This window comes from Castellaniella sp., assembly GCF_034675905.1.
Lineage (GTDB): Bacteria > Pseudomonadota > Gammaproteobacteria > Burkholderiales > Burkholderiaceae_B > Castellaniella.
Genome location: NZ_JAUCCV010000003.1, coordinates 23,644 through 36,726, shown reverse-complemented (window position 1 = coordinate 36,726; position 13,083 = coordinate 23,644). Strand labels below are relative to the sequence as shown.

The 13,083-nt window shown below is 65.5% G+C and carries 10 protein-coding genes; all 10 read left to right on the top strand.

Going from position 1 to position 13,083, the window contains the following annotated elements; genetic code table 11:
• Positions 1-6 precede the first annotated feature (6 nt).
• Positions 7-2,310, top strand: a complete 2,304-nt coding sequence (gene parC, locus VDP79_RS04635; RefSeq protein WP_323017062.1) for a DNA topoisomerase IV subunit A — start codon at positions 7-9, stop codon at positions 2,308-2,310.
• 52 nt (positions 2,311-2,362) lie between these two features.
• Positions 2,363-3,406 carry a CDP-6-deoxy-delta-3,4-glucoseen reductase gene (locus VDP79_RS04630; protein ID WP_323017061.1) on the top strand — a complete coding sequence of 348 codons (1,044 nt, stop codon included), beginning with the start codon at positions 2,363-2,365 and terminating at the stop codon, positions 3,404-3,406.
• The gene (locus tag VDP79_RS04625) at positions 3,403-4,656 is read left to right on the top strand and encodes a D-amino acid dehydrogenase (RefSeq protein ID WP_323017060.1); all 1,254 of its coding nucleotides are present in this window, start codon (positions 3,403-3,405) and stop codon (positions 4,654-4,656) included. The genes VDP79_RS04630 and VDP79_RS04625 overlap by 4 nt, the downstream gene beginning before the upstream one ends.
• Positions 4,657-4,663: 7 nt before the next feature.
• On the top strand, positions 4,664-5,980 hold the full coding sequence (locus VDP79_RS04620) for an extracellular solute-binding protein (RefSeq protein WP_323017059.1): 1,317 nt from the start codon (positions 4,664-4,666) through the stop codon (positions 5,978-5,980).
• A 139-nt stretch (positions 5,981-6,119) separates the two neighbouring features.
• Positions 6,120-6,965, top strand: coding sequence for a TcpQ domain-containing protein (locus tag VDP79_RS04615; RefSeq protein WP_323017058.1), 846 nt, complete (start codon positions 6,120-6,122; stop codon positions 6,963-6,965).
• On the top strand, positions 6,962-8,557 hold the full coding sequence (locus VDP79_RS04610; RefSeq protein ID WP_323017057.1) for a hypothetical protein: 1,596 nt from the start codon (positions 6,962-6,964) through the stop codon (positions 8,555-8,557). Before VDP79_RS04615 ends, VDP79_RS04610 begins: the two co-directional genes overlap by 4 nt.
• A 3-nt stretch (positions 8,558-8,560) precedes the next feature.
• Positions 8,561-9,820: a hypothetical protein gene (locus VDP79_RS04605; protein ID WP_323017056.1), complete on the top strand. Its 1,260-nt coding sequence runs from the start codon at positions 8,561-8,563 to the stop codon at positions 9,818-9,820.
• Positions 9,804-10,292 carry a hypothetical protein gene (locus VDP79_RS04600; protein ID WP_323017055.1) on the top strand — a complete coding sequence of 163 codons (489 nt, stop codon included), beginning with the start codon at positions 9,804-9,806 and terminating at the stop codon, positions 10,290-10,292. The genes VDP79_RS04605 and VDP79_RS04600 overlap by 17 nt, the downstream gene beginning before the upstream one ends.
• A complete protein-coding gene (locus VDP79_RS04595) occupies positions 10,289-11,971 on the top strand; it encodes an ATPase, T2SS/T4P/T4SS family (RefSeq protein WP_323017054.1) in 1,683 nt (560 codons plus the stop codon). Before VDP79_RS04600 ends, VDP79_RS04595 begins: the two co-directional genes overlap by 4 nt.
• Complete coding sequence (locus VDP79_RS04590) at positions 11,959-13,083, top strand: hypothetical protein (RefSeq protein ID WP_323017053.1); 1,125 nt, start codon at positions 11,959-11,961, stop codon at positions 13,081-13,083. Before VDP79_RS04595 ends, VDP79_RS04590 begins: the two co-directional genes overlap by 13 nt.

Sequence of the window (13,083 nt, the reverse complement as noted above, 5' to 3'; positions counted from 1 at the left end):
ATGACGATGGATGCCAATACCCCGGATCTGCTGATGGCAGGGGATGATGAAAACCTGGTGCTGGCCCGCTATGCCGAACAGGCCTACCTGGACTATGCCGTATCGGTGGTGCGCGGCCGCGCCTTGCCGGAAATCTCGGACGGGCAGAAACCCGTGCAGCGCCGCATTCTGTACGCGATGGACGCCATGGGCCTGGGGCCGCAGTCGCGTCCGGTCAAGTCGGCGCGAGTGGTCGGCGATGTGCTGGGTAAATACCACCCGCACGGCGATCAGGCGGCCTACGACGCCATGGTGCGCATGGCGCAGGACTTCGTGCTGCGCTATCCGCTGGTCGATGGCCAGGGAAATTTCGGTTCGCGCGATGGCGACAATGCTGCCGCCATGCGCTATACCGAGGCGCGCCTGACACCGTTTTCCCGCCTGCTGCTCGACGAGCTGGACGAAGGCACGGTGGACTTTGCTCCCAACTACGATGGCAGCCAGCAGGAGCCGGTCTGCCTGCCCGGGCGCCTGCCCATCATGTTGCTGAACGGGGCGTCGGGCATTGCCGTGGGCATGGCGACTGAAATTCCTTCCCATAATCTGCGCGAAGTCGCCCAGGCCTGTGTGGCGCTGCTGCGCAAGCCTTCGCTGGCCGATGCCGATCTGTATGCGATGATTCCGGGACCGGATTTTCCGGGTGGCGGGCAGATCATCTCGTCTCCGGAAGACATTGCGCAGATTTATGCCAGCGGCCGAGGCAGCCTGAAGGCCCGCGCCCGTTGGCACTTCGAGGAGATGGCGCGGGGGCAGTGGCAGCTGGTCGTCACGGAATTGCCGCCGGGCGCGTCAGCCCAGAAAATCCTGGAAACCATCGAAGACCTGACCAACCCCAAGCCGCGCGCGGGCAAAAAATCGCTGTCGGCCGAACAGCAGCAGGCCAAGGCGCTGGTGCTGGGGCTGCTGGATGCCGTGCGCGACGAGTCGGGCAAACAGGCGCCGGTGCGGCTGGTGTTCGAGCCGAAATCCCGCAGCATCGATCGCGACGAGTTCGTCAATCTGCTGCTGGTGCGTACCGGCCTGGAAGGCAATGTATCGCTGAATCTGGTGTGTATCGATACGGATGGCCGGCCCGGCCAGCGCAGCTTGCGTCAGGTGCTGGAATCCTGGCTGGCCTTCCGGGCGCAGACCGTGACCCGGCGTACGCGCCATCGCCTGGACAAGGTGCAGGATCGCATCCATATCCTGGAAGGGCGCAGCATCGTCTATCTGAATGTGGACGAAGTCATCCGCACGATCCGCGAGGCCGATGACCCCCGGGCGGCGTTGATGGAACGCTTCTCGCTGTCCGAGCGTCAGGCCGACGACATCCTGGAAATGCGCCTGCGACAGCTGGCGCGTCTGGAAGGCATCCGCATTGAACAGGAACTGGCCGCCAAGCGCGAGGATGAGCAGGCGCTGCAGCATCTGCTGGACAACCCGGACGCTTTCCGGCGCCTGATCATCCGCGAGATCGAGGCCGATGCCAAGCAGTATGGCGATGACCGCCGCACCCTGATCGAAACCGCAGATCGCGCCGTGCTGGAAACCCAGGTGCTGGACGAGCCGGTGACGGTGATCATGTCGCAAAAGGGCTGGTTGCGGGTACGCCAGGGGCATGGGCACGACGTGGGGCAGTTCAGCTTCAAGACGGGCGATGCCCTGTACGATGCCGTGGAATGCCGCAGCACGCAGGAACTGACGGCGCTGTCCAATACCGGGCGCAGCTACAGCGTGGCGGTGGCCAGCTTGCCATCGGCGCGCGGCGACGGGCAGCCGGTCACCTCCATGCTGACGCTGGAGCCCGGCAGCCGGATTGTGCATATGTGGGTCGCCCCGCCCGAACAGCGTCTGCTGCTGGGCGTGGTGTCGGGTTATGGCTTCGTGGCGACGGGCGGCGACCTGTCTACCCGCCAGCACGCGGGCAAGCAGTTCGTCACCGTGGACAAGGGCGACGGGCTGCTCAAGCCTCTGCTGCTCAAGCCCGATGATCAGGCGGTCGCCCTGTTCAGCCAGAAAGGCAAGTTCCTGGTCGTGGCGCTGGATGAACTGAAGGCCCTGGCGGGCGGCGGCCGCGGCACCATCCTGATGGGGCTGGACGAGGGCGACAGCCTGGCGCAGTGGGCCGCCGTGGGGCCGGCCGGTGTCGTGTTGCGTGGGGTTTATCGCGCCCGGGATACCGAACTGACTTTGTCTATGGATGACCTGGCCATCTATGTGGGACGCCGCGCCCGCAAGGGCAAGCTGCTGGATGTGAAGATCAAGCAGCCCAGCCTGTGGTCGGGAAATTAAAGGATGCCGGCGGGGCTAAAATGAGGGATCGCCCACGTTTTCGGAATCCGTCATGAGTCTCAAGGTCTCGGTGCAGCCAGCCGGTCGGGATTTCACCGTCGAACCCGGGCAGACCATCCTGGATGCCGCTTTGGCTGCCGGCATGGTCCTGCCCTACAGCTGCCGCAATGGCACCTGCTCCACCTGCCGGGGGCGGGTGGTGTCGGGCAGCTACGAGGCCGGTCCGGCGCCGGACCGAATCCTCGATCCGGCCGACCGGGCGCAGGGCTACACCTTGCTGTGCCAGGCGCGGCCCACGACCGATGTGGTGATCGAGGCCGAAGAAGTCCGCATGCGCGGCGACGTCGTCGTGCGCAAAATGCCGGTGCGGGTGCAGGCCTTGACGCCGCTGGCGGGGGATGTCATGGAAGTCTCGCTGCAGCTGCCGTCGGCCGAGGCCTTTGCTTTCCAACCGGGCCAGTATCTGGATTTTCTGTTCAAGGACGGTCGTCGGCGCAGCTATTCCATGGCCTGCGCCCAGGCTCAGGACCATCGCGTGCAGTTGCACATGCGCCACATGCCGGGCGGGATGTTCACCGATCAGGTCTTCGGCCATACCGAGACCCCCCTGAAGGCCCGCGATATCTTGCGTATCGAAGGCCCCCTGGGGTCGTTTTTCTTGCGCGACGAGGACCGCCCCATCGTCTTTTTGGCCAGCGGGACGGGTTTCGCCCCCATCAAGGCCATGATCGAAAGCATGCTGATGCGCGGCGATCACCGCCCTGCCGTGCTGTACTGGGGCGGGCGGCGGCCTGCCGATCTGTATCAGGCGGATCTGGTGCGTGCCTGGCTGGGGCAGTGGCCGGCTTTCGGTTTTGTTCCAGTCATTTCCGATGCCGCACCCGAAGACCGCTGGGACGGCCGTTCGGGCTGGGTGCATCAGGCGGTCATGGCCGATTTCCCGGATCTGTCCGGTCATCAGGTCTACGCCTGCGGGGCGCCGGCCATGGTCGAAGCGGCGCGCCATGACTTTGTGCAGCAGCGTGCATTGCCGCCGGCGATGTTCTACGCCGATGCCTTTACCTCCGAGGCCGATCGCGCCGAGGTCCAGACATGAAAGTCGCCGTGTTCGGCGCCGGCATCATCGGGGTGTCCAGCGCCTGGTGGCTGGCACGGGCGGGTCACGAAGTCGAGGTCATCGAACGGCGTTCCGGGGTGGCGCTGGAAACCAGCCGCGCCAACGGCGGCCAGATTTCCGTCTGCTATGCCGAGCCCTGGGCCAGCATGCATATGCTGAAAAAAGTGTTGCGCTGGATCGGTCGGGCCGATGCGCCCTTGCGCGTCAGTCCGCGCCTGGATCCCCGTCAGTGGTTGTGGTGCGCGCGCTACTTGAATGAATGCCGTGCGCCGCGCTTTGCCGCGAATTTGCGGGCCATGGTGACGCTGGCGCAGTACAGCCGCGCGACCCTGCGTGAATTAAGAGCCGATCTGGGCATTGAATACGACCACCTGGAGCGCGGCATTCTGGCGTTTTACCGGGATCCGCGCGAATTCGAGTACGCGCGGACCAGTGCTGCGCAGATGCGCGAACTGGGGGTCGACCGCCGGATCGTGGATGCGGCGGAGGTCCTGCGCATCGAGCCTGCCTTGGCCGCTGCACGCGACCCTATCGTGGGGGGAGATTTCACAGCAGATGATGAATCCGGCGATGTGCATCTGTTCACTCGCGGGCTGGCTGAACAGGCGCAGGCGGCCGGTGTCACGTTCCGCTTCAATACGCGGGTCAGCCGTCTGGTGCTGGTCAACGGCCGCGTGTCGGTGGCCGAATTAGTCGAGCCGGATGGGTTTTTCCGGTCCTTGCAGGCAGATGCCTACGTGGTGGCCCTGGGCAGCTTCAGTCCGCAGTTGCTGGCGCCGCTGGGCGTGTCCTGCCCGGTCTGGCCGGCCAAGGGTTATTCCGCCACGTTTCGCCTGCGCGACCCTGCGGCTGCGCCGGTCGTCAGTCTGGTCGACCAGGAAGCCAAGATCGTCACCTCGCGCCTGGGGGATCATTTGCGGGTGGCGGGGACGGCAGAAATCGGCGGCTATTCGCGCGCACTGGATACGGGCCGTTGCAATCGGCTGGCGGAACATGCCCGGTCCCTGTTCCCAAGCGCCCTTGATTTTGATAATGTTCAGTTCTGGTCCGGCTTGCGGCCGACAACGCCATCCAATGTGCCGTTGATCGGCCGTTCGCGCATCCGTAACCTGTATTTGAATACGGGGCACGGCAGCTTGGGCTGGACCATGGGAGCCGGTTCCGGCAGGGTACTGGCCGATCTGGTTTCAGGGCGCACACCCGACATTCGATTTCCTTTTTTGGATTGACTGATTCATGATGAATTTCCTCTTAGGTTCCGGCGCCGGGCGTCCGGGGGTTCGTGCTGCCTGCGTGCTGGCGGCGGCTGCCGTGGCAGCGCCGGTCTGGGCGGCGACCGACGTGCCGGTGTGGGTCAGCCTGGACGGGCATAATGCCGATGCCTTCCAGTCTTTGGTCAAGGCCTACAACCGCAGCCAGTCCGATGTACAGGTCAAGGTCCGCACATTCGACACGCCCGAGGCCCTGAATCAGGCGCTGGACGCTGCCGCCGCTGCCAAATCCCTGCCGGCGCTGGCACAGATCGGCGACAGCCATACGCTGGAAGACATTTCCCAGCGCGCTTATGTGCAGCCCCTGTATGCCCTGGAAAAAACCGGTCCCCTGAAAGGCGTGCGCTGGTTCGTGTCGTCCGACAATGCCTTCATCCATGACCCTAAAGGCCGTCTGATGGCCTTCCCGGCGATGCTGGAAGTGCCGGTCATGTATTACAACCAGGATGCCTTCAAAAAAGCGGGCCTGGTGCCGGCCGCCCCGCAGCGCACCTGGATGGACTTGCAGGGTCAGCTGGTCAGCCTGGCCAACAACGGCTCGCGCAAGTGCCCGCTGACATCCGATCTGCCGGTATCGATCAATCTGGAAAATCTGGCTGCCGTCAACAATCAGTTGTACGCCAGCGCCGACAATGGCCTGAAGGCCAAGGGCCTGCCCAGCTTTTCCTTTGACGTCACCTATGTGCGCCATCTGTCCCTGATGATCAGCTGGGTGCGTTCGCAGATCATGGTGCGCCCGGATGCCGGCATGCAGTCCATCAGCCGTTTCGCCAAGGGCGAATGCGCCGTGATGATGTCGGGCTCCAGCCACATCGGCCAGTTCAATGACCAGCGCAAGCTGCAATATGCCGTCTCCGGCCTGCCGTACTACCCCGAAGTCACCAAAGTGCCGGGCAATCCCTTTGTCAGCGGCGCGGGGTTGTGGGTCATGAAAACCTCGAAGCCCGTGACAGACGCCACGGTCGCCTTCCTGGGCTGGATGGCGCAGCCCGCACAGGCTGCCGGCTGGTATCAGCAGACCGGCTATCTGCCCCTGACCCAGGCGGCGTTTGATGATACGCCGCCCAGCTACTACAAGGACCTGGGCCAATGGCGCAATCTGGTGGCCGTGTATGCAGGCCGCTCGGCCGTCACCGGCCAGGGTTTCCGGATCCACAACTATCCGGCCATCCGTTCGCGTTTCCAGCAGATTCTGACCTCGGCTCTGGATGGCCAACAACCGGCGGTGACCGCCTTGACGGCCGCGAGCGCAGAGGGCAATCGCCTGGCTCGCCAGCGCTAGGCAATCGCCGAGACACTTTTATCTGTTCGTACTTCCCAGTCTGGCGGCAGTTTCGCCGCCAGGCCACCATAGGCGCCTGATTCCCTGAATCCGGCGCCTTTTTCATTGCCGCATCCAGGGCCATTCTTGGAGAAACGGCATGATCAGGATCCTGGTTGCAGTGGGGTTGATGCTGGGGCTGGCAGGCTGCGCCACGACGGATGCGGCAGCGTGGTGGCATGCGTGGACGGAACCGGCGGTGGGGCGCTATCACTTCGATTGGCGCCTGTCCGGGGATACCGATCTGGCGCCTTTGCAGATTTTCGACGACGGGCGCGAGACCTGGTTGCAGTATCCGGCAGGCCAGGCCGCCGCCCCGGCCCTGTTTTCCCGCACGGCAGCGGGGGACCGCCTGCTGTCGTCGCGGCGTACGGGCGACTACCTGGTGGTGCGCGGGGTGCCGGATCATCTGCTGATGCGCGGCGGCTTGTTGCAGGCCGAAGCCCGCCGGGTGGCGGATGGCGCGCCGGATGCCCCTATGGGGGATGCGGTCGCCAAGGAAGCAGAGCGTCATACTGCCGCCCCTGCGGGGGGATCGTCCTTGGCGCTGACTCTAGCATCGCCGCTTGGCGTTGCTGGGGATCAGCCGCTGCCGGCCGCTGCGCCGCTTGCCGTACAGCAGGCGCGGCCTAAGGTTCCGCCGCCGGTCTCGCTGCCCTTCGGGGTCACGCCGGCTGATGGCAATGTGCGCCAGGCGCTGGCCCGTTGGGCTGGCTTGGCCGGATGGACATTCGAGGCCGAGCATTGGGCCGTGGATGTGGATATTCCGCTGGCGGGGTCTGCCGTGTTCGATGATGCCTTCCGTCCCGCCGTGCGCAACCTGCTGGCGGCGACCGAATTGGGTGACCGGCCGGTCCAGCCCTGTTTCTATGCCAATCGGGTCTTGCGCGTGGTGCCGCTGGCGCAGCGTTGCGACCGGACGCAAACGCCAGGAGGCGGATCATGAGCCCCCGCCTGATGGCCGTGTTGCTGGCGCTATCCCTGGCCTTGCCTGGTTGTGTCTTGCAGGAACGCCTGCGGCAGGCGGCGCAGCACTATCGACAGACAGACCGTGCGGTCGAGCAGGGACACGAACGCTTCGTCCCTCCTCTGGACGACCCGGACCGGCGGCGGGCGGCGCAAGACGTCGACAAACCGTGGGTGGCGGGGCAGTCTCAGCCCTTGGCCAGGGACCTGTCCCTGCCTGCGGCCTTGCGGGCGCGGGTGCGGACCACCCTGCTGTTTGCCGACGGCACCGATGATCTGCGGCGCATCGCCCGGCGGATTTCTACGGTGACTGGCATTCCTGTACATGTGCGCCCGGACGCGCTGCTGCCGCCTTGGCATTTCCTGCCGCGTCTAGCCCAGACGGCTGCTCAGGGGATGCCGCAGACGGATGCCGAGCAGTCCTTTGAACTGGCGGCCGCTCCGGCGCCGCTGCCGCACATCTTGGACCGTCTGTGCGCTCACCTGGGGGTGCGGTGGCGTTACGCCCAGGGGCGCATCGAGTTTTTTCGGACGGATACGCGGGTCTTCAATATCCGCGCCCTGACATTGGATGCCCGTGCGCAGGCCTCGCTGGGTCTGGGGGCGCGCCAAACGGACGGGGGGTTCATCAGCACGTCCAGCACGCAGCTGCATAGCGGCGATCAGGATGTGATGAAGACCGTCCGGGCGCGGATCGAACCCTTTTTGTCGCGGGCCGGCTTGCTGGTGGCCGAACCGGGGGCCGGCGCCACGATCGTCGTCACTGATATACCGGATGTCCTGGATCGGATCGGCGCTTACCTGGACCAGGAAAACCGCGCCCTGACCCGGCGGGTGCGCCTGATCTTCGAGGAATTGACGGTGGCGCTCAACGAGCAGGCGCAGGCCAGTCTGGATTGGAATGTGGTGTTCTCCGGCGCTCGACTGGCTGCCAGTCTGGCCGTGCCGGCTCTGTCCAGCGGAGGGTCCGCGGGTCGTCTGGGGTTGGGAGTGACACAGGGATCTCTGAGCGGCAGCGAGGCCGTCATCCAGGCGCTGGGAGAATCCGTGCGCCTGGTGCGTCGCAGCAGCGTGCCCATGCTTACGCTGAACCGCCGGCCAGTGACGCATGCAGTGCGCACGACGTTTTCCTATATCGACCGGGTCGAAACCACACCGCTGTCCGGGTCCAACGGCTTGGCAGTGCCGGCCGTGTCCGTCAAGCAAAAGGAAGAAACCGTGGGATCGCTGCTGACGCTTGTACCGGATGCCCAGGAAAACGGTCAGATCCTGCTGTCGCTGGCTTATGACAATACCGTGGCGCAGCCCCTGAAGACCGTCACCTTTGGTGATCGGGACAACCCTCTGCAACTGCAGCAACTGACGGTCGAGGGCAATGGGACGGTGCAGCAGCTGGCGCTGCAGCCGGGTCAGCCGCTGGTGGTCTCGGGCTTTGACCGGCAGCAGTCGGAAACCAGCGAACGGCGCCTGAATCCTGGTCTGCCCGCCATTCTGGGCGGCGGCGATCGCATCCATGCCCAGCGTCTGGCAACCGTGTTGATCATCACGGCCCAGGTCGAAGAAGGTCTGTGAATCATGTCGGCCGCACGTCTCGTCTGGGTGGATCGGATGCCGCTGGTCTTCGGGCTGGACTGGATGCCGGTGCTGGGCGACCCGGCGCTCGCCTGCGCACAGGCGCGCCGCGAAGGGGCTACGCATCAGGTGTTGTCGGGCAATCCGCCTGCCGCTTTGGGCTTGGCGCAGGGGCTGAAACCGCCTCAGGCATGCTGGTCGGCGGCGGATCTGTGGGCGAGGCGGCATCCTCAGGGCGCCATGGCCTGCGTCGTGCCGCTGGGTCCGCAGACCTGGCATGTCCTGGCCAGCCATGAAGGGGTCGTGCTGGCGCGAGCAGATCGCAGTTACCCGGATGCCGGTTTGGCGGATCAGGCGGTGGCTGCCTTGCGGCTGGCCTATCCCCGCCTGCAGGTATTGTCCTGTGCCGGCGCCGGAGACGATGTATTGCAGGATCTGGCTCGGCAGGCGCCGACGGCGCCGCCCTTGGTTCGTGTGCGCCGCCGGGGCGGCTGGCTGGGCATGTTGCTGCTGGCGCTGCTGGCGGGGGCAGGGTGGTGGGGGTGGGGCGTTGCAGGCGAAACGGCGCCGTCGGATCGTGTGCCGGATGACAGCCTGGCCTGGGAACAGGCGTTGGCGCGGGTATTGGCTCAGTGGCCCGTGCATGGTGAACAGGGGACGCGGACTCTGTTGCAAGCCTTGTATGGGCAGCCGGTGCGGGTGGCGGGCTGGGTGTTGCAGCAGGCCCAGTGCCAGCCTGCCGCAGGCCTGGGCGGCTGGCAGTGCCGCAGCGAATACCGGCGTCTGGATGCGCAGGCGGACAACCGTGGCCTGTTGCAGGCCGCGCCGGCAGGTTGGCGGCTTGATTTTCCGACGCTGGATCGCGCGCAGGCCTCGTGGACCCTGGCTTTGAGCGGACAGCCTGCCGATCCCGCCCGCTTGCCGGCCTCCCGGTTGGTGGCTCGCGATTGGGCCAGCGCCCTGCAAGCTGTGTTGCCCGCCTTTACCGCTTTGCGTCTCGAGGCGCCCCAGGCGGTAGTGGTGCCGCCGCCTCGGGATGAACACGGGCAGGTCTTGCCCCAGCCGTTGGATTTTCCCCGTGTGGCCAGCAGGGTGTTGAAAGTCGAAGGCCCATTGCGTTCCGGTGAACTGCTGGCGCCGCTGGCTCAGCCTGTGTCCTGGCGCAAGGCCTCTCTGTCACATGCGCCGGGGGCGCGTCCAGACCTGACAGCCAGCCGTTTGATCTTGCACCTGGAAGGATCCTTGTATGAAAACCGTGATTGATGTCCTGTGGCGCTGGATGTGGTGTTCCTGGAGATGGGCGTGTCTGGGCGGATGTTGGTGGGCGCCGCTGTCCTTGGCCCAGCCGGCGGCGGTCCCCGCTGTTCCCGTTCCACCGTCTGTGGAATCCTGGGAGACGCAATCCGTGCGTGAGCTGATGCAGCAGGACCTGCGCGAGGCCTTGCGGGCCGGGCCGTCAGCGTCGTCAGGGCGCGTCGCAGATCATCAGGCGAGGCCTTTGCTGGCGCCGCGCCTGGTGGCCCTGTACGGCGTCGGGCAGGCGCTCATGGCCGAAGTCCAGGTCGGGCAGCGAGCCTATCTGTACGTGCGCGGCCAGGCTTTTCCCGCCGGGTATGCCCAGGACCCGGGGGTGTATCAGCTGCGTGGCATGAATGGCGCTTGCGTACAGCTGGAACGTGGCGAAGACCGTCATTCCCTGTGCCTGCGCATGCTATTGAGCGAGGAGCGTCCATGAAAGCCTGGTCTTCTGTGTTGCGCGTGGCCGAACCCCTGATGCCTTTTGATCTGTCGGCTGCCGCCACGATTGATCATCCGGAACAATTGTCGGTCTTGCAGCCGCCGCTGCGGCGGGTGATGGCGCAGCAGTTCGGTGTTGAAACACTGGCAGACCGGATCTGTCCGGTCGAGCGGGCGGATGGCAGTATCACTGTACTGGCGCGGGCTGAATATGTGGGCGGCGATCAGGCAGATGCCCTGGTGCGGCGGATTCAATCGGCCGGCTGGTCCTTGTCCGATCCGGCGCGCTACGTGCTGCCGGCGGCGCTGTTGCTGGCCCTGTCACGCGATACCGGCGCTGTGATGCCTGCGGCGTCTGCCGCCGATCGAACCCCTACGGCGCTGGCGGGGGTGTTTCAGGATCTGGTGGAATGGGGAGTGCGTCAGCGGGCGACCGATCTGCATCTGAACGTCTATCGGGATGCGCCGGAATCCGAGGTCCGCTATACCGTATCGGGCCGCTACATTGCGCCAGAACGGTTCCGGCCCATGCCGACCGACCTGTTGCTGGATGTGCTGTCCGTCGCCTGGATGGACATTCGGGGCGGTAACGGGGCAGTCTTTGATCCCACGTTTGAGCAGCAGGGCAGCCTGTTGCGGCGCGTGGATGGCAGGGCCTATACCTTGCGGTGGGCGTCTTTGGCCGCCGATCGCGGCCCCAGCGTCTGTCTGCGATTTCTGTCGCGGGATGCGCAGGCGCGGGATACGGGGCTGGGCGCATTGGGCTATCGGCCGGATCAACTGGCCTGTTTTGATCGTGTCATGCGCTCCGAAGGCGGCGCCATTGTGCTGGCCGGCACGGTCGGTTCGGGCAAATCCACCACCTTGGCCGCGCTGATTCGAGGCTTGCCGGATCACCGCAAGGTGATCACATTGGAAGAGCCCGTGGAATACCGGATCGACCGGGCCGTGCAGAACACCATCGGCCGAGATCTGGATCAGCAGGCGCATGGGCGTTATGCCGCCAAATTGCGCACCCTGAAGCGTTCCGCCATGAGCGACGTGCTGCTGGGGGAAATCCGCGATGCGGAAAGCGGTCTGGCTTTCATGGATCTGAGCGGCTCGGGCGTCAATGTCTATACCACGGTGCATGCGCCGTCGGCACGCGCCATCGTGGACCGCTTGTCCTCTGCATTCATCGGTGTGCCACGCGACTTCCTGCACACGCCGGGCGTGCTGAAGCTGCTGGTGTTCCAGGCGCTATTGCCGCAATTGTGCGCTGCCTGCGCCCGGCCTGCCGATCCGGCGGAATTGCGGCGTCAGCATGCAGGGGCGGCTCAGGATTGGCGCCGCTGGCTGGATTGGATCGAGCAGCTCTGGGGCATACAGGCCGAGCAGCTGCGCATCCGTGATCCTGATGGTTGCGCCTGCTGCCGTTTACCGCAGTTGCCGGAACTGGCCGGTTACGACGGGCGGACCGTTGCCGCTGAACTGGTCGAGCCCGGCTTGCATCCCGGCGCCTTGGCGGCGGATGCCGGTTTTCTGCCTGATCCCGTTCATAGCGCGCTGGCGCATGCCATGCTCAAAGTCGGTGCGGGGCAGGTGGATCCGCGCGATGTCGAGGTGCGCTTCCTGGCTTTCGAGACCCTGCTGCTGCGCCGTCAGCAACGGGCAGAGGCGGCGTCATGCCCGGTGTAAACCTTCTCTCTCGGCAGTGGTCGGGCTGGCGTGATCGTCTCGACGCCTGGCGCTTCGCAGGCCAGCGGGCGGATTACTTTGAATATCTGCATGCAGTGCTGGCAGGCGCGCAGGGGCGCTTGACCCTGCGGGAGTTGTTTGATCGGGATGCGCAGCGCTATGGGCCCGGCACGGTACGAGGACGTTTGTCGGGCCGTTGGTCGGCCGCCTGCGAGGCCAGCGGCGGAGACCTGGACGCCACCTGGCGGGGCTGCCTGCCGGCTGATGAGCGTGCCTTGATCCGAGTCGCGCAGACCTTTGGCAATACTCGATTGCTGGCCTGTTTTCAGGCATTGGCGCGGCATCTGGACCTGCTGATCCGGACGCGGCAGCTGTTGTGGGCAACCCTGGGGGCTGCGGCAGCGGCCTTGCTGGTCGTCAGCGTGCTGCTGCTGGCGGTGCCGGTCTGGACCGTTCCTGCTTTACAGCAGGCTTTTCAGGGCCTGCCGCCTGCTTTCCAGGGTAGCTGGGCGCGGTCCCTTTTTACCGCTGCCCGGCAATTGCACGACTGGGGGTTTTTCGCGCCTTTGCTGGTAGCTGCTGTCTTGGCCGCTGTGCTATGGACGTTGCCGCATACCTGCGGCCCGTGGCGTCGACGATTGGATCGGATCGGGCCGTGGCGTTTGTACCGTCAGGTCCAGGCGCTGCGCCTGCTGGCCCTGGCATCCATTGTGCTGCAACCGGGGGCGGGCGGATCGTCCCAGCTGCGGCCGGTGATCCTGCTGTTTCTGGATGGCGCCAGCCCGTGGCTGCGGGCGCATCTGCAGCGGATGGTCTGGCGCATCGATCAGGGACTGACCGGCGCGGCCGCCTGGGATACCGGGCTGCTGGATCGCGAACTGTACTGGTATCTGGACGATATGGTCGCGGCGCAAGGGTTGTCAGCCGGATTCCAGGCAGCCCATGCGCGCATGGCCACAGTCTGGTTGGCCCGCATCGGGATCCAGGCTCAGGCCTTGCGCTGGCTGGCCTTGCTGTCGGGGGTGGTGATCGTGATGGGAATCGGTTTGTGGCATTACGCGGCAATCGACGAATTGCGTCGGGGCTGGATGATGTTTCACGCCGGCCAATAG